We start from the raw sequence: 16,795 nt of genomic DNA on the forward strand, positions 1-16,795 counted from the left end.
TGTACACGAATGTCAGGCAGGCCGCTGGGCGGCGTCCGCGTCCTCCGCGAGCAGCGCGTAGGTGATCAACCAGTGCGTGGCCATGAAGTTCTCTCCGGTGAGGTGCGGCGCCGCTGCCTCGACGAGCCGCTGCGTGCCCTCCGGCCTGCCGATCTCCCGCAGCAGCCACGCGCGCGTGAGCATGAGCCCGACGAGGTGCGCCTGCTGGCCGTCCTCGGGGTCGTTGACCTGGATCGGCGCCGTATAGAAGGCGAACGCGCCCGGCGCAAAGAACCCGCCCTGCCAGGACTCGAACTCGCCAGCGGGCAGCACGCGGCGCATGAGCGCGGCCTCCGCCAGGCCGTTGGGGACGAAGTCGTGGCCCGAGACCTCCCAGGCGTGCGGGTAGTCGCGGTCGCCGCCGAACCAGGCCCGGGCGGTGCGCTCCACCGGCTCGCGCAGGCGCGGCGAGGCGTCGTGGATGAGCAGCAGCGCGAGCGCCGAGTTCGCGTGCGCCCCGTGGCGCACCGGCCACTGCTGGGTGCCCAGCCACGCGGCGACGTTGCGTTCGAGCTGCGCCTCGAGCGGCCCAAGCGCCGTCTCCCAGCGCGTGCCGCGGCATGTCTTGGCCAGCTGCAGCGCCCAGGCCCACCCGTAGGGGCGCTCGTAGAGCGGGTGCGCGCGCAGGTACGCGGCCTCAGCAGCGAGGTTGTCCGGCGTGAGGCGCTCGTCGAGGAGGTCGCTGAGGAGGGTGGCGGTCCGGAGGTCGTCGATACGCAACTGCAGCTTGGCGGCGGTGCAGAGCATGTGCACGCAGGAGTGCCAGTCGTACGAGCCCCAGAACGCCGGGTGCAGCTCGTGCGGCGCGGCGAGACGCGGGCCGTCCTGCTCGTGGTGCATGGCGGCGGGGTACTCCTGGGCGACCACCCGCGCGACGGTGCGCGCCCACGATTCGTACATGGCGCTAAAGTTACCGCATGCAACGACGCCTCAAGCTCGAGATCCTGCTCGTGCTCGCCGTCACGTTCGGCACCTCGGGGCTGCGCGCGATCTTCCGGCTCATCGACTCGCTGCAGAAGGCGCCGCTCAACCAGCAGACCACCACGATCCACGACGCTGCCTCCACCGTCCCCTGGCTCGATCTGGCCCTGCAGGCGACCTCGGCGCTCTCGCTGTTCGCGTGGGGCGGGCTGGCGTGGTACCTTCTCGACGAGCACTGGCGCTGGCCCACGTGGCGCGACCTCGCCCGCGGGGCGGGCTTCGCGGCGCTCATCGGCATCCCGGGGCTCGCGCTCTACGTCGCGGCGGTGCACCTCGGCCTGTCGAAGGTGGTGGTGCCCACGACCGCTGCCGTGCAGATCCCCACCTCCCTGCTGTGGTCCTTCGCCAACGGCTTCGGCGAGGAGATCGTGGTGGTGATGTACCTGGTCACGCGCCTGCGCCAGCTCGACTGGAAGCCGTGGCAGTTCATCGGCGCCTCCGCCCTGCTGCGCGCGTCGTACCACCTCTACCAGGGTGTCTCCGCCGGCTTCGGCAACTTCATCATGGGCGTGATCTTCGCGTGGTACTTCCACAAAACCGGGCGCGTCTGGCCGCTCATCCTCGCGCACTTCCTCATCGACGCCGTCGCGTTCATCGCCTACCCGCTGCTCGACCTGAGCTGGTTAGGAATCTAAACACTCGCGTCACACTGGTTACACTGTGCGCATGCCGATGACGCCCCACTCCAACGACCCCCGCGACAACGCGGGCGAGTTCGCCCTGGGCAAAGACGGAAAGCCGCTGGTGGACCGCTACGGGCGCCCCGTCCACCGCCGCGCCGAGCCGCCCGCTTCTCGACGAGACGAAACGCGCGCCCCGCAGTACGAGACCCGCTACGAAACCCGCCACGAGACCCGTTACGAGCCGGCGCGGGAGCCCCAGTACGAACCCCGGCGCGCCCCGCAGTACGCGCCCGCGCGTGAGGTCCGTGACGCACGTGAGGTCCGCAACGCCCATGACCCCCGCAACGAGGTGCCGATGCAGGTGTCGCGTGCGCGGCGGCGGGGTGAGAGTCGGCCGAAGGTGCGTCGTCAAGCGAAACGCCCCGGCTGCGGCGCGATCATCGCGTTGCTGCTCGCGATCGTGCTTGCCCTGGTGCTGCTCACCGACGCGCGGCTTACTCGCGTCGACGCGCTGCCCGACGAGCAGATCCCCGGCACCGCCGGCACGAACTGGCTGTTCGTGGGGTCGGACTCGCGCACCGGCCTGAGCGAGAAGGAGGTCGAGCGCCTCGGCACCGGCGGGGATCTGGGGACGACGCGCACAGACACGATCATGGTGCTGCACCTGCCGCTGCGCGGGCAGCCGACGCTGCTGTCCATCCCGCGCGACTCCTACGTGTCGGTGCCCGGCTACGGCTACGACAAAATCAACGCCGCCTTCGCGTTCGGCGGCCCGGAGCTGCTCGTGCAGACCGTCGAGGAGACGACCGGGCTGCACATCGACCGGTACGCGGAGGTCGGCATGGGCGGGCTCGCGTCGGTCGTGGACGCGGTCGGCGGGGTGGACATTTGCGTCGCCGAGCCTATCGACGACCCCCTGGCCAACATCAACCTCCAACCCGGCTGCCAGAAGATGGACGGCGCCACCGCGCTCGGCTACGTGCGCACCCGCGCGACCGCGCAGGGCGACCTCGACCGCGTGGCGCGGCAGCGTGAGTTCCTCGGCGCCCTCGTCGCGCGGATGATGTCGCCGGCGGTGTTCCTCAACCCGTTCCGCCTGGGCCGGCTGCTGTGGGTCTCGCCGAAGCTCGTGACCGTGGGGGGCGGCGACCACGTGTGGAACCTTGCCCGGATCCTCGTGGCCATCCGCGGCGGCCTGCGTACCGAGACCGTGCCCGTCGGCGGCTTCGAGGACACCGACGTGGGCAACGTCGTGCTCTGGGATGAGGCGGCGGCGGAGGCGCTGTTCGCGTCGCTGCGGTAGGGCGGGCGGCCGTGCGGGCGCCGGGCCGTGCGGCCGCCGTGCCCCGTCGTGCCCCGCCCCAGGCCGCCCCGGGCCGCCGTGCCCCGTCGTGTCCCGCCGCGCCCCGCCCCGGGCCGCCGTGCCCCGTCTGCACGGAGAAACCGGCTACCTACGACCGGCTACCACGCCGAAAAGGGAGCGCGGACAAAAAGTTGGAGTGTTGGGGGCTGGAAGGTATTCCAATGCCCGCAGGGTTTCCATCTGATATCCGCGATGGTGCGGTTGAGAGGTTTTTGGCTGGGGCGTCTGCCCGTGAGGTCTGCGACTGGGCTGAAGACGTATGTGGTCGCCGACCATCGGTGGACACGGTCGGCAACTGGGTTGCGGCCAAACGCCGCGGCCAGTCCTTTGATGGCACGCGACGCGCCTACGACGCTGAGACCATCGCGAAGGTTGTAGCACGCAGGTTGACCTCGCAGGCGACGGTGCGTGAGATTGCCGTGGAGTTCGATGTCAACGACACCGCAGCACTGACCTGGACGAAGCGGTACTGGCCAGACGATGACGACCGCGATTCGGCAGCGTCGATGACCTTCGACGAGGCGTTTGCGGCGACAATGGAACGCGTGAGCAAACACCGCAAAGTCCAACGCAACCATCAACAGCAGCGAGTCGATGAAGCAGCCGATGCGAAAAGGCCACCCCGGCCAGTCAACGAGTGGCTGCCAGGGCCTGGACCGATAGACGACATCGCTGATTTACCCAGTGACATGGACGAGCTGAAAAAGCTCGTTGTCGAGATGCGCGACCGGGAAACAGTCAAAGACGCCATTATCCAAGTGCTCATGAGCGACGGTGAGCCGCAGGGAAAAGGCAACGTCCGTGGCGGTGAGTCGCGGGGAAAAGACGACGTCCGTGACGGGGAACTGTCCACCGCGGCGAAAGCCGCAGTGGTGGTTGCCCTCACGGACGCCCACGGGTTTTCCATCGCCAAAGCATGCGCGGTTGTCGGGATTGCGCAGTCGACGTTTTACTACCACCGACACACCCACACGAAGGTGGTGCACCAGCGCGAACAGCGCCGCGCTGCACTCAAACCGCTGATCTTGCAGGCAGCAGCCGAATCCGGGCAAAGCTACGGCTACCGGCGCATCCACGCCTGGCTGAAGATCATGGGGCATACAGTGTCGGAAAAGATCGTGCGTACCCTCATGGAAGAGCTTGGGTGCCGCCCGCCGGCGAAAGCGTCGGGCAAATACTCCTCCTACACCGGTGAAACCGACCACAAACCCGCGAACCTGCTGCTGATCGCCCCAACCGACAACAGTGACGATGATGGGGATGCGGATGTGGATGTGGCCCGGCCGGTTGTTGCACCGTCGCAGTACTTCATCGACCACGCCGACGCTCAGGGGCTGACCCACGATTTCCACGCGGATGCCCCGTGGGAGAAAATCGGCACCGACGTCACCGAAATCCACTGCCCAGACGGCAAATTGTTTCTGTCGGCAGCGATCGATTTCTACGACGGGATGCCGATTGCGGTGACCATGTCAACATCACCGAACCACGACTTGGTCGCCGAGATGATCGCGCGAATCGACGAGGTAAAACCCGACGAGGCACAACCGATCATCCATTCCGATCGTGGTGGGCTCTACCGCAGTGAACGCTGGGTCAGTCTGATTACCGACCACACCCACAACATCTTGGATTGCCCCGACTGCCAGGCCGATACATGGTGCGGCAACCGGTGGCGATACATCCCGTCACTGTCGCGCAAAGCCACCAGCGGCGACAACGCGCGCACCGAAGGCTTCTTCGGCACGATGAAACAAGAACTGCTCAAAGGCAGGCCTGTGGTGTCGACGATGACGGTGGCGCAAATGCGCGACTATATTGATTCCTACATCGACTTCTACATCAACACACGATTGAAGTCGACACTCGGCGAGGGCTACACCACCATCGCCGAGCACCGCAAGGCACTGAGTGCATAACAACGAGACAAAGTCCCCCAAAACGCACTCCAACAAAAAGACCGCATCCCCAAACGGGCGGTTAACCGGGTGGAGGTAGCCGGTTTTGTGGTGGGGACGCTCCGAGCTACTCGCCGCGGACGGCGGTGGAGCCAGCCGACCCAGCCGCGCCCGGCGCATCAGCCGCGCCCGGCGCAGCAGGCGCAGCCACCGTCACCACCTTGCCCTCGACGCCGGGCCACGTGCCCGCCTCGATCATCTTGTGCTTGCGCTCCACCCAGAAGTCGGCGTTCTTGATGCCCAGGGCCTCGGGGTCGAACTGCGGGTCGAGGCCGGCCTTCTTCTGGCGCCGGTAGTCCCACAGCGCCTTGAGGGCCGGGACCTGCAGGAAGAGGATTGCCACGATGTTGAGCCACGCCGTGGCGCCGACGCCGATGTCGCCGAGCGCCCAGGCCGTGCCGGGGGTCGTGGTCGCGCCGACGAAGATCGCGATGATGATGAGCACGCGCAGGCCCCAGAGGATGACCTTGCGGGCACTCTCGCTCTTCACCCAACGCATGAGGTAGGCGAAGTTCACCTCGGCCATGTAGTAGTACGCCAGCACGGTGGTGAAGGCGAAGAACATGATCGCCAGCGCGACGAAAGACGGGCCGAGGCCGGAGGCGAAGGAGTTCAGGCCCTCCTGGACGAAGCCGGGGCCGACGGGGACGCCGTCGGGAAGCGAGCCTGCGTAGATCACGTCTCCGTCCTCGGACTGGCCGTCGAAGACCTTGTACATGTCGGTGGAGATGATGATGAACGCGGTGGCGGAGCAGACGAACAGCGTGTCCACGTACACCGCGAACGCCTGGACGAAGCCCTGCTTGGCCGGGTGGGAGACCTCGGCGGCCGCCGCGGACTGCGGGCCGGTGCCCTGGCCGGCTTCGTTGGAGTAGATGCCGCGCTTGACGCCCCACATGATGGCGGCGCCGAGCATGCCAGAGAACGCGGCCTCCTTGTCAAAGGCGGCGCGGAAGATCATGCCGAACACGTGCGGGATGTCCGAGGCGTTGGCGAAGAGCACGATGATGGCGACGATGATGTAGATGCCGGCCATGAACGGCACGACCATGGAGGCGAAGTTGGCGATGCGCTTCACGCCGCCGATGATGATGAAGCCGAGGAGCACGGCCATGACCGCCGCGGAGATCCACACGTTGACGCCCCACGCGTTGTCCACCGCCGCCGCGACGCCGTTGGCCTGGATGCCGGGCAGGAAGTAGGACGTGGCCAGCAGCATGCAGATGGCGAAGATGACCGCGTAGACGAGCATGAACGGGCGGGCCGAGGTGTGCTTGTACGCCTTCTCGATGTAGAAGGCCGGGCCGCCGCGGTACTCGCCGGTGTCGCGGTCGGGTTCCTTGTAAATCTGGGCGAGGCAGCACTCCACGAACGACGTCGCGGAGCCGAGCAGCGCCACGAGCCACATCCAGAACACCGCGCCCGGGCCGCCGAACGCGATGGCCGTGGCCACGCCCGCGATGTTGCCCACGCCGACGCGGCCTGCGAGCGAGATCATGAGCGACTGGAACGAGGAAATGCCCTGTTCGGAGCTCTCGCCCGCCTTGAGCTGCTGGATCATGTCCGGCAGGCAGCGGATCTGCAAAAACAGCGTCACTAGCGTGAAATATGCACCGGCGCCGAGGCACAGGTACACCAGCCAGTTGGACCAGATGATCCCGTTGAGTGAATCAATGAAGTCTGCCATGGCGCCTCCTTAATATGTGTTGCGCTGGGGTTTTCCAGCTCGCCCTTGCAGGTAGTTGCGAATGTAGACCATTTCGTTGTGCGCCGTGTCACTTTTGGTGTATGAATTATCCGCCGACACTCTCTAATGGAAGGACCACCCATGGACGCCCCCACCCCTCCCCCACGCAAGCGGCACCCCGCCCGCAGGTTCACCGCGGCGTGGCCGGTGAAGGATCTTCCCGCGGGGTCGAGCGTGCTTATCGACGACCTCACGGACCCCAACGAGCCCACCACCAGCGACGCCCCCGAGGCGGACCCGCACCCGGCGAACGTGTGGCGCTTCTTCGTCTACAGCGCCATCGGCATCTTCGCGTTCTTCATCCCGTTCAAGATCGGGGACTCGAAGTCGACGATCCTGCTCGACCACATCGTCACCTGGATCACCACCACCCTCGGCGACGGCTCGCGCTACCTCGCGCTCATCGCCATCGTCGCGGGCACGATCTACCAGTTCGTCACCGGCCGGTGGAAAGAGGACTACGCGCGCATGGCGTTTGCCGCGCTGTCCGTGCTGGCGATCCTGCTCTGCGCGATGCTCACGTTCGGCTTCGGCCCGTCCTGGCTGTTCAACCCGGAAATCGGCCCGTTCATCCTGGACAAGCTGGTCATCTCGGTCGGCCTGCTCATCCCGGTCGGCGCGATCTTCCTCGGCATGCTCGTCGGCTTCGGCCTCATGGAGTTCATCGGCGTGCTGGTCCAGCCGATCATGCGCCCGGTGTTCCACACCCCGGGCAAGTCCGCCGTCGACGCGGTCGCGTCCTTCCTCGGCTCCTACTCGCTGGGGCTCCTGATCACGGACCGCATGTACAAGAACGGCAACTACAACGGGCGCGAGGCGGCCATCGTCGCATCAGGCTTCTCGACGGTCTCCGCCACGTTCATGGTCATCGTCGCGAAGACGCTGGACATGATGGACCACTGGACGGCCTACTTCTTCATCACCTTCATCATCACGTTCATCGTCACCGCCATCACGGTGCGCATCCCTCCCATCTCCCGCATCCCCGAGGACTACTACCCGGGCGCCACCCCGCACCCGGAGAAGGCCATCACGGGCAACCGCCTCAAGGCGGCGTGGCGCGAGGCGAAGCTGGAGCTGGCGAAAGCGCCGTCGCTGGGCAAGGTGCTGTGGGAGAACTTCCGCGACGGCATCACCATGGCCGTCCAGGTCATCCCGGGCATCATGTCCGTCGGCGTGATCGGCCTGGTCCTGGCCACGTACACGCCGGTGTTCAAGATCCTCGGCGTGGTGTTCTACCCGCTCGTGTGGGCCCTGCAGCTGCCGGACCCGTGGGCGACCTCGGGCGCGCTGGCCACCGGCCTGGCGGAGATGTTCCTGCCCGCGACCCTCGTCGCCGGCTCGACGAGCATGGTGCTCAAGTTCACCATCGCCGTGACCTGCGTGAGCCAGATCTTCTTCTTCTCGGCGATGGTGCCGGCGGTGCTGGCCACGGACATCCCGCTCAACATCGTGAAGATGATCGAGATCTGGTTCATCCGCGTCGTGCTCACCGTGCTCATCACGGTGCCCGTCGCGCACCTGCTGTTCTAGCGCGCCCCCGCAACCGCATCGTCGATAAGGCGCGCAGCGGCCTTGGCGGTGCGGTTGTCCACGTCGAAGTCGGGGTTGAGCTCCACGACGTCGAGCAGCGCCACGCGCCCGGCCGACGCCACGGCCTCGACCATCGCGCGCAGCGCCGCGTAAGCCACGCCGAAGCCGGCGGGCGCGGACACGCCCGGCGCGACCGCCGCGGGCAGGACGTCGAGGTCGATGGACAGGTGGATCGGCAGGTCGCCGTCGACGGCGGCGAGCGCGCGCTCGGCAGCTTCGCGCACCGTCATCTCGGCGAGCTCGGTGTCCAGCACGGTGGTCACACCGAGCTCCGCGGCGGTATTGAAGAGCACCTTCGTGTTGTTCGGCTTGGAAATGCCAAAGACGGAGTAGTCGAAGTGCTCGCCCTCGAGCTCCGCGATCTGCTTAAACGGGGTGCCGGAGGTGGGCCGGTCGGCGGCGCGCAGGTCGAAGTGGGCGTCGAAGTTGATCACCTGCAGCGGGCCGAGCGCCTCGTACGCCCCGCGGTGGGACGCGAAGGACGTCTCGTGCCCGCCGCCGAGGACGACGGTCATGCCGGACGCGCCCTGCGCAGCCACGAGGTCGCGCACGCGGTCGGACAGCTCGCGCTGGGCGCCCTCGAGGTCGTCGTGCTGGGTGGTCACGGTGCCGGCGTCGATACGCAACTGCTCGTCGTGGATGGCGAGGGAGCCGAGCGCGGCGCGCAACGCCGCGGGGCCTTGCGCCGCGCCCTGGCGGCCGCCGTTGCGCTCGACGCCCTCGTCGGAGGCGAAGCCGATGAGGTGGACGGCACCCTCGCGCGGGGCGGCCTGGGTGTCCACGACGCTGTGCCAGCGCGCGTGCTCGGGGCCGGGGCCGTCGTCGCGGCCGGACCAGTCGGAGGCGGGGGTAAATAGCGGTGCGGTGACTGTGTTCATGCGTCCCGAGCCTAGCGCTCGTGCATACTTGGTGTGATGAGCAAACCCCAGGTTCCCGCCGCGCACAACGTGCTGCGGATCCTGTCGCTGCTGTCCACCACCGACGCGCCGATTTCCGCCACCCGCATCCAGCGCGAGCTCGGCCTACCGCGCTCGACGACGTACCACATGCTGCGGGAACTCGAGGATTCCGGCTTCGTCGTCCACCTGGAGGAAGCGGGGACGTACGGGCTCGGCCTCGCCGCCTACCGCATGGCGCAGGCGTACACGACGCAGCAGCCGCTCGTGCGCCTGGCCACGAAGCCGCTTGCGCGCATCGCCGGCCTCGCCGGGGGCTCGGCGCACCTCACCCGCCTCGCCGGCTCCGAGATCGTCTACCTCCACGAGGTCCGCGCGCCCGGCGCCGTCTCCCTGGTCACGGAGGTGGGGGTGCGCCTGCCCGCGCTCTCCACCGCGTCGGGCCGCATCATGCTCGCGCACCTGCCCGAGGCGGAGCGCCGCGCGGTGTTCACCTCCTCGGGCGAGCGCGGCCGCTACAGCGAGGTGCGCGAGCAGCTTTCCGCGTATCGACGCCAAGGCTGGGCCGGCGAATGCGAGGAGGTCTCGCGGGGGCAGGAGTCCGTCGCCGTCGCCGTCCTCGACCACCTGTCGCGCCCGGCTGCGGCGTTGGCGGCGACGTTTGCCGTAGGTCGCGTCGATAAGCAACTGCTTCTCGACGCCCTCGCCGACGCCTCCGAGCACCTCCGCGAGCAATTTTTCGGCAACGCGGTCGAGTAGGGCCCTGCGCAGGTCTACCATCGCGCCCATGACAACAAACAACGCAATCACTGTGGGAATCGGCGCGCTGTCCATCGAGGACGTCGTCGCCGTCGCACGCCACGGCGCGCAGGTCTCGATCGACCCGGCCGCCCTCGAGGAGATCGCCGCCACGCGCCAGCGTGTCGAGGAGCTCGCGGCCGACCCGACCCCGGTCTACGGCGTGTCCACCGGCTTCGGCGCGCTGGCCACGAAGCACATCCCCGAGGACATGCGCGCGCAGCTCCAGGTCTCGCTCGTGCGCTCCCACGCCGCTGGCTCCGGCCCGGAGGTGGAGGAAGAGGTCGTGCGCGCCCTCATGCTGCTGCGCCTGTCCACCCTGTGCACCGGCCGCACCGGCGTGCGCCCCGTCGTCGCCGAGACGTACGCCGCCGCCCTCAACGCCGGGATCACGCCGGTCGTGCGCGAATTCGGCTCGCTCGGCTGCTCCGGCGACCTCGCCCCGCTCGCCCACTGCGCGCTCGCGCTCATCGGCGAGGGCGAGGTGCGCGTCCACGGCGGCGAGATCGTCCCTGCCGCCGACGCCCTCGCCGAGGCGGGCATCGAGCCGCTCGTGCTGCGCGAGAAGGAGGGCCTGGCGCTCATCAACGGCACCGACGGCATGCTCGGCATGCTGTGCCTGGCCATCGCTGACCTGCGCGAGGCGGCGAAGGTCTCCGACATCGCCACCGCCATGAGCGTGGAGGGCCTGACCGGCACGCTGTCCGTCTTCGACGACGACCTGCAGCAGCTGCGCCCCCACCCGGGTCAGGCCGACTCCGCGTACAACATCCGCACCGTCGCCGCGGGCTCGCCCATCCTCGCCGCCGCGCTCGACGAGTTCAAGGCGAACCAGGTCCAGGACGCCTACTCCATCCGCTGTACCCCGCAGGTCGCCGGCGGCTTCCGCGACACGCTCACCTACGTCACGCAGGTAGCCAACCGCGAGCTCGCCGCCGCCAACGACAACCCCGTGGTGGCCAAGGACGGCCGCGTCGCCTCCAACGGCAACTTCCACGGCGCGCCGGTGGCGTACGTGCTGGACTTCCTGGCCATCGTGGTGGCAGACCTGGCGTCGATTAGCGAGCGCCGCACCGACCGCTTCCTCGACCCCGCCCGCAACCGCGGCCTCAACGCCTTCCTCGCCGGCGACCCGGGCGTGGACTCCGGCCATATGATCGCGCAGTACACGCAGGCAGGCATCGTCGGCGAGCTGAAGCGCAACGCGGTGCCGGCGTCGGCGGACTCCATCCCGTCCTCCGCCATGCAGGAGGACCACGTCTCCATGGGCTGGTCCGCCGGCCGCAAGCTGCGCCGCAGCATCGACGGCCTGCACCGCGTGCTCGCCGTGGAGATCCTCACCGCGGCCCGCGCGCTGGACATGCGCTCCGGGGAGCCGGCCGCCGGCACCGGCGCTGCCGTCGCGGTGCTGCGCTCGCGCGTTGAGGGCCCCGGCACCGACCGGTTCCTTTCCCCCGAGATCGAGCAGTCCGTGCAGCTAGTCAAGGGCGGGGACTACGTCGCGGCGGTCGAGGGCGCCGTCGGCGAGCTGCGGTAGTGGGTTTGTCGGGGGTCTGCTGGTGCGCTACTAGCAGACTTTCGCGCGCTGTCCGGGTTGTCCCCGGTCGCCGGTTTGCTGCCTCGCTATTTTTGCGCTGAGGGCTAGTGCGCGTTGCGGAGTTAGTGGGGTGGCCCACCGTTGGTGCGTCGCTACGAATCCGCAATGCGGAGTTGGATGCGTTGCGGACACTGCCCGCCCCCGCAATGCGGAGTGGTTGGGAAAACCCACCATTGGATCGTCGCAACGAATCCGCAATGCGGAGCGCCGACCGAGAGTACGTTGGGCCCAAACCATAACCCGCAACGCATGAAGCAGAGGTCCAAGCAATGAAGTGGCACCCACAGTCCGAACCGAACCCGCTGCCGTATTCCCCCTTCAAAGCCAGTACTGTTCCGCGCCCGATTGGGTGGCTGTCCAGCGTGGATACGGAGGGGTGCGAGAATATCGCCCCATACTCGCAGTGGCAGAACCTCACCTTTGACCCGCCGATGGTGATGTTTTCGGCGAACCAGTATCCGGATGGGCGTCGCAAAGATACTGTGCTCAACGCCGAGCAAACGGGCTGGTTCGTATGGAATATGGCGACCTACGACCTGCGCGAAGAGGTCAACAAGTCCGCCATGGCGCTCGAGCACAGCGACAGCGAGTGGGACCACCTCGACGTGACCAAGGAGTACGCCGACCACCTCAACATCCCGATGGTCAAGGAGAGCCCGCTCAAGTTCGAGTGCAAGTACAAGACCACGCTGCGCATCCCAGGCAACTCGCCGGTGGGCACGATCGACCTGGTGGTCGCGGACGTGGAGACGATCCACATCGACGACGCCGTCATCGACGACGAGGGCAAGCTGGACATCCTCAAGATCAAGCCGATCGCGCGCATGGGCTACTTCGACTACACCGTGGTCACCGAGAAGTTCGAGATGCGCGTGCCGGGCTCCGACTCCGCGGCGCAGGCCGGGCTGGAGGGCTCTGCGTAGCGACGAAAGCTCCGCCCCTCCCCGCCCAGAACCCCAACCCCACGCAAACCATGAGAACCAGACCAGGAGAATCCGCCAAAACAGGGGATTCTCCTGGTTTGGTTCTCATGGTTTGGCTCACGGCGGGGGTCCGACATGACATCAAGCTCGATGGGCAAGTAGGACACGATCAGTCAACCGTCTGGGATCCAAGACAACTGCCTCCCCGAGAATCGTATGCCCTTGCAGTTTCTCCATACACTGTCGCGCACACCATATTTTGGCGTCGATTGTGATTGGAGTCTCATCATGGCTGGGCGATACCCAAACGGCGATTTTTACGACTTTGAAAGCGAACTGTCCACCGAGGAGAAGGACATCCTCTATCGCGTACGCGACTGGACACAGACCTCCGTCCTGCCTATCGCGGTGGACTACTGGAACCGCTCCGAGTTCCCCCACGAGCTGCTGCCATCAATCAGCGAGCTGAACATCATCAGCCTCGTGCGAGGACAGGGGCGTTCGCGCCTGCTTGCTGGCCTAGTCACCGCTGAGATTCACCGCGCTGATGGCTCGGTGGGCACGTTTTTCTCAGGTCAGGATGGGCTGTTCACCGGCAGCATCGAGCTGCTCGGCTCAGAAGAGCAAAAAGAACGCTGGCTCGACGACCTGTACGCGGTTCGCAAGACCGGCGTGCTTGCGATCACAGAGCCGGAGGCGGGTTCAGATGTCGCGCAGGGCATGCGCACCACCGCGACGAAGGTCGACGGCGGCTGGATCCTCAACGGCGCGAAGCGGTGGATAGGCAACGCCACGTTCTCCGACTACGTGGCCGTTTATGCACGCGACCCCGAGGATGACCAAGTCAAGGGGTTCATCGTGGACACGAACGCCGAAGGCTACAAGGCCACGCTGATGGAAAACCGTATTGCCATCCGCGCGGTGCAAAACGCCGACATCACGCTGGACAACGTCTTCGTCCCAGACGGCGACAAGCTCGAGGGCGCAAACTCGTTCAAGGACATCAACAAGGTGTTCAAGTCGGCGCGCTCCACGGTGGGCTGGCAAGCCGTCGGCACGCAAATGGGTGCACTTGACGTCGCACTGGGTTACGCAGATGAGCGCATCCAGTTCGGCAAGAAGATTTCTTCGTTCCAGCTGAATCAGAACAAGCTGGCCACGATGCAGGGCAACTTGGTCGCAAGCGAATCCATGATGGCGCAGCTCGCGCGCATGGAGGATCGCGGCTCCGCGAACAACGAGCAGTCCGCGCTGGCAAAGGCGTTCACCTCCAAGCTCATGCGCGAGACGGTTGCGCTCGGTCGCGAGATCATGGGTGGCAATGGCCTGATTTCCGACTATCGCATGGCCAAGATCTTCAACGACGCCGAGGCCATCTATTCCTACGAAGGCACGTACGACATCAACCAGCTCATCGTGGGCCGCGCCATTACCGGCGAGTCCGCCTTCGTCTAGGGGGCCAGGATGAACACCCAGAATCCCGCTCCCCTCGACGGTGTACGCGTCCTCGACCTTTCCCGCGTGCTCGCAGGCCCGTTTTGTGCGATGATCCTCGCCGACCTCGGCGCGGAAGTAATCAAGGTGGAGTCCCCCTGGGGCGACGATTCGCGCCAGTTCGGGCCGTTCGTTGACGATACGTCCGCTTACTTCCGCCTCTTCAACCGGAATAAGCGTGGAATCACGCTCGATTTCAAGAACGAGGACGACCTCACCACCCTGCGTGGACTGGTTGAGCGCGCTGACGTGGTAATCGAGAACTTCCGCCCGGGCGTAATGGAAAAGCTCGGCATCGGCCCATCGGCGTTGCGGGAAATCAACCCGCGCTTGATCGTTACCAGCATCAGCGGCTTCGGCCAGACCGGTTCAATGTCGCAAGAACCCGCGTACGACCTAGTCGCCCAGGCAATGAGCGGCCTCATGCACGTCACGGGCTGGCCGGACGGCAACCCCACCCGAGTGGGTATCAGCCTTGGCGACGAGGTGCCCGGGCTGTACGCGGCCATAGCGACGCTCGCCGCGTTGCGTCAGCGGGAGCTGACCGGCGAGGGGCAACATGTCGACTTAGCGATGTACGACTCGCTGATCTCCATCATGGAATCCGTCGGCATGCGCGCCCTGCATACCGATACCCCGCCTACGCGACTTGGCAACGACCACGGGTTGTCCGCGCCGTTCAGCACCTACGCGACGCAGGACGGCGAGGTAGTGATCGCAATCACCACCAACCGCCTCTTCGACCGCCTCGCCGAAAGCCTGGGTAAGCCGGATCTCGCGAGCGATCCGCGTTTCGACGATCCGCTCAAGCGCTCAGCCAACCGGGCTGAATTGCGTGAGGAAATCGAGACCGCACTTGCGGACAAGACCGTCGAGGAAACCCTCGCCCTCTTCGCTGAATACGGCGTCCCGACTGCTCGTGTCTACCCGCTCGACGAGGCCTTGGAGAGCGATCTAGCAAAAGAGCGCGGAGTCGTCGCCGAAGAAACGGATGGATTCCGGACCCTCGCGTCTCCAATCGCTCTGCACAACATGCCGCGGCCTACCCCTGCCCCTGAACTCGGGCAAGACAACGACGCCATCTCGGAGTGGCTCGCGGAAGAACCCCGCACGTCCTAACTAGCAGAAGGGAGTGAGACCATGTCGTCGTACGACACCGCCCCACCCACCACCGCCCCGGCTGCGCTCGGTGGCAAAATTGAACAACGCTCCGTCGGCTATATCCCCGCGAACGAGCGCTACGGCTCCCCGTGGAACCAGTTCACCCTTTGGTTCGGCGCCAATTTGCAGGTCACGTGCCTGGTCACTGGGGCGCTTGCCTTTGTATTCGGCGGGGACGTTGTCTGGTCCATCATCGGGCTGTTCATAGGCCAGCTCGCGGGCGGCTGCGTTATGGCCTTGCACGCGGCGCAGGGCCCACGCCTCGGCTTGCCTCAAATGATCTCCTCCCGTGCCCAATTCGGGGTGTATGGTGCGGCAATCCCCTTGGTTCTCATCGTGCTGATGTACCTCGGATTTTCCGCCTCTGGCACGGTGCTTGCCGGCCAGGCAACCGCGCACCTTTTCCACGCCCCAGAGTGGACCGGAATCGTCGTGTTCGGCGCCGTAAGCGCCGTGTTCGCGATCATCGGCTACGACATCATTCACAAACTCGGGCGTTGGGCAACGGTCATCAGCTCGATCGCGTTCATCTACCTCATCTACCGCTTTTTCGTAGTAGCGGACGTGAACGCCCTCCTGCACATCAATGAGTTTTCACTTCCCTCATTCCTGCTCGCGATGGCACTCGCCGCGTCATGGCAGATTGCCTATGGGCCGTATGTGGCGGATTACTCCCGGTACCTCCCAGTGGATACAAACCCTCGTGCAGTGTTCTTCGCCTGTCTCGGCGGCTCGGTGTTGAGCTCGACCATTGCAATGACGTTCGGCGTGCTGCTCGCCGCGTATGTGGGCGACGGTTTCCGGCACCACGAGGTCGAAGCGCTGGTTTCGCTCGGATCAAACGCATTCATCGCGAGCGTGATTTACCTCGTCATCGCTTTGGGCAAGCTCTGCGTCAACGTCTTGAACACCTACGGCGGCTTCATGTCGGTTTCAACCATTTGGAGCGGCCTGCGGGGCAAGACCGAGATCCCACCACAACTGCGCGTGTTCATCATCGTCATAATGACTGCAGTGGCCGTCACTGTTGCAATGTGGGGACGTGGCAACTTCCTCGACGCATTCAGCTCGTTCCTGCTGTTCCTGCTCACTTTCTTCACGCCGTGGTCTGCAATCAACCTGGTGGACTACTACGTCCTATCGAAGGAACGCTACGACGTGCCAGCTTTGTCCGATCCAAACGGCCGATACGGTAAGTGGAACGCAGCGGCGATCATCTCGTTCGTACTGGGCATTCTCATCCAGCTACCGTTCGTCGACACGGCGTTTTACAGCGGCCCCCTTGTCGAACGCCTTGGTGGCACCGACATCTCCTGGATCATCGGTCTCATCGTTACCGCGCTGCTTTACTTGGCTCTCCAACCGCTGGATAAGCGCATAATCCCGCCTGAAACGATCCTCCCGCCAGCGGAACCGGAACCCACTGAGCCGCCTGCGTAGCGACGAAAGCTCCGCCCCTCCCCGCTCAAAGCCCCAACCCCACGCAAACCATGAGAACCAGACCAGGAGAATCCGCCAAAACAGGGGGATTCTCCTGGTTTGGTTCTCATGGTTTGGCGGCTCTTCGTGTTTGGGAGTGCGTGGGTCGTTTTTCGGGGTGCTTGGGTGTGGCACAAGATGTG

General features: G+C 65.8%; 13 protein-coding genes. 10 read left to right on the plus strand and 3 right to left on the minus strand.

Features of this window, described 5'->3' with window-relative positions; genetic code table 11:
• Positions 1-12 precede the first annotated feature (12 nt).
• On the minus strand, positions 13-939 hold the full coding sequence (locus tag CJEDD_RS11385) for a DUF2891 family protein (RefSeq protein ID WP_042409474.1): 927 nt from the start codon (positions 937-939) through the stop codon (positions 13-15).
• Between the two features lie 17 nt (positions 940-956).
• On the opposite strand from CJEDD_RS11385, the gene CJEDD_RS11390 reads away from it, so the two are divergent.
• The 3 genes from CJEDD_RS11390 to CJEDD_RS11400 all read left to right on the plus strand — a co-directional run bounded on the left by CJEDD_RS11390 (position 957) and on the right by CJEDD_RS11400 (position 4,925).
• Complete coding sequence (locus tag CJEDD_RS11390; RefSeq protein ID WP_042409476.1) at positions 957-1,655, plus strand: CPBP family intramembrane glutamic endopeptidase; 699 nt, start codon at positions 957-959, stop codon at positions 1,653-1,655.
• A 37-nt stretch (positions 1,656-1,692) separates the two neighbouring features.
• The gene (locus tag CJEDD_RS11395) at positions 1,693-2,946 is read left to right on the plus strand and encodes an LCP family protein (protein WP_081764595.1); all 1,254 of its coding nucleotides are present in this window, start codon (positions 1,693-1,695) and stop codon (positions 2,944-2,946) included.
• 221 nt (positions 2,947-3,167) lie between these two features.
• Positions 3,168-4,925, plus strand: a complete 1,758-nt coding sequence (locus tag CJEDD_RS11400) for an IS3 family transposase (protein WP_273657480.1) — start codon at positions 3,168-3,170, stop codon at positions 4,923-4,925.
• A gap of 106 nt (positions 4,926-5,031) precedes the next feature.
• On the opposite strand, the gene CJEDD_RS11405 is transcribed toward CJEDD_RS11400, so the two are convergent.
• Complete coding sequence (locus CJEDD_RS11405; RefSeq protein ID WP_081764626.1) at positions 5,032-6,651, minus strand: alanine/glycine:cation symporter family protein; 1,620 nt, start codon at positions 6,649-6,651, stop codon at positions 5,032-5,034.
• A gap of 141 nt (positions 6,652-6,792) precedes the next feature.
• Here CJEDD_RS11405 and CJEDD_RS11410 point away from each other — a divergent pair, with 141 nt between their 5' ends.
• Positions 6,793-8,244, plus strand: a complete 1,452-nt coding sequence (locus tag CJEDD_RS11410; RefSeq protein WP_273657530.1) for a YjiH family protein — start codon at positions 6,793-6,795, stop codon at positions 8,242-8,244.
• Here CJEDD_RS11410 and hutG read toward each other — a convergent pair.
• Positions 8,241-9,182, minus strand: coding sequence for a formimidoylglutamase (gene hutG, locus CJEDD_RS11415; protein WP_042408889.1), 942 nt, complete (start codon positions 9,180-9,182; stop codon positions 8,241-8,243). The two genes, CJEDD_RS11410 and hutG, sit on opposite strands and share 4 nt — an antisense overlap.
• A 36-nt stretch (positions 9,183-9,218) precedes the next feature.
• On the opposite strand from hutG, the gene CJEDD_RS11420 reads away from it, so the two are divergent.
• The 6 genes from CJEDD_RS11420 (at position 9,219) to CJEDD_RS11445 (ending at position 16,613) form a co-directional block, all read left to right on the plus strand.
• A complete protein-coding gene (locus CJEDD_RS11420) occupies positions 9,219-9,959 on the plus strand; it encodes an IclR family transcriptional regulator (RefSeq protein ID WP_042408886.1) in 741 nt (246 codons plus the stop codon).
• A gap of 28 nt (positions 9,960-9,987) precedes the next feature.
• The gene (gene hutH / locus CJEDD_RS11425; protein ID WP_042408882.1) at positions 9,988-11,535 is read left to right on the plus strand and encodes a histidine ammonia-lyase; all 1,548 of its coding nucleotides are present in this window, start codon (positions 9,988-9,990) and stop codon (positions 11,533-11,535) included.
• 329 nt (positions 11,536-11,864) lie between these two features.
• Positions 11,865-12,518 carry a flavin reductase family protein gene (locus tag CJEDD_RS11430; RefSeq protein WP_042408879.1) on the plus strand — a complete coding sequence of 218 codons (654 nt, stop codon included), beginning with the start codon at positions 11,865-11,867 and terminating at the stop codon, positions 12,516-12,518.
• 288 nt (positions 12,519-12,806) lie between these two features.
• Positions 12,807-13,973 (plus strand): acyl-CoA dehydrogenase family protein, encoded by a 1,167-nt coding sequence (locus tag CJEDD_RS11435; protein WP_042408877.1) that lies wholly within the window; start codon positions 12,807-12,809, stop codon positions 13,971-13,973.
• A gap of 9 nt (positions 13,974-13,982) precedes the next feature.
• Entirely contained in the window at positions 13,983-15,131 is a 1,149-nt protein-coding gene (locus tag CJEDD_RS11440; protein ID WP_042408874.1) for a CaiB/BaiF CoA transferase family protein, read from the plus strand.
• A gap of 21 nt (positions 15,132-15,152) precedes the next feature.
• Entirely contained in the window at positions 15,153-16,613 is a 1,461-nt protein-coding gene (locus tag CJEDD_RS11445) for a purine-cytosine permease family protein (protein ID WP_042408871.1), read from the plus strand.
• Positions 16,614-16,795: the final 182 nt, after the last annotated feature.

It is taken from the genome of Corynebacterium jeddahense, assembly GCF_028609865.1.
Classification (GTDB): Bacteria; Actinomycetota; Actinomycetes; order Mycobacteriales; family Mycobacteriaceae; genus Corynebacterium; species Corynebacterium jeddahense.

Bases quoted from the DNA above. Each gene is read 5' to 3' on its own strand.
- CJEDD_RS11385 (WP_042409474.1), bottom strand. From the start codon at position 939: ATGTACGAATCGTGGGCGCGCACCGTCGCGCGGGTGGTCGCCCAGGAG.
- CJEDD_RS11390 (WP_042409476.1), top strand. From the start codon at position 957: ATGCAACGACGCCTCAAGCTCGAGATCCTGCTCGTGCTCGCCGTCACG.
- CJEDD_RS11395 (WP_081764595.1), top strand. From the start codon at position 1,693: ATGACGCCCCACTCCAACGACCCCCGCGACAACGCGGGCGAGTTCGCC.
- CJEDD_RS11400 (WP_273657480.1), top strand. From the start codon at position 3,168: ATGCCCGCAGGGTTTCCATCTGATATCCGCGATGGTGCGGTTGAGAGG.
- CJEDD_RS11405 (WP_081764626.1), bottom strand. From the start codon at position 6,651: ATGGCAGACTTCATTGATTCACTCAACGGGATCATCTGGTCCAACTGG.
- CJEDD_RS11410 (WP_273657530.1), top strand. From the start codon at position 6,793: ATGGACGCCCCCACCCCTCCCCCACGCAAGCGGCACCCCGCCCGCAGG.
- hutG (WP_042408889.1), bottom strand. From the start codon at position 9,182: ATGAACACAGTCACCGCACCGCTATTTACCCCCGCCTCCGACTGGTCC.
- CJEDD_RS11420 (WP_042408886.1), top strand. From the start codon at position 9,219: ATGAGCAAACCCCAGGTTCCCGCCGCGCACAACGTGCTGCGGATCCTG.
- hutH (WP_042408882.1), top strand. From the start codon at position 9,988: ATGACAACAAACAACGCAATCACTGTGGGAATCGGCGCGCTGTCCATC.
- CJEDD_RS11430 (WP_042408879.1), top strand. From the start codon at position 11,865: ATGAAGTGGCACCCACAGTCCGAACCGAACCCGCTGCCGTATTCCCCC.
- CJEDD_RS11435 (WP_042408877.1), top strand. From the start codon at position 12,807: ATGGCTGGGCGATACCCAAACGGCGATTTTTACGACTTTGAAAGCGAA.
- CJEDD_RS11440 (WP_042408874.1), top strand. From the start codon at position 13,983: ATGAACACCCAGAATCCCGCTCCCCTCGACGGTGTACGCGTCCTCGAC.
- CJEDD_RS11445 (WP_042408871.1), top strand. From the start codon at position 15,153: ATGTCGTCGTACGACACCGCCCCACCCACCACCGCCCCGGCTGCGCTC.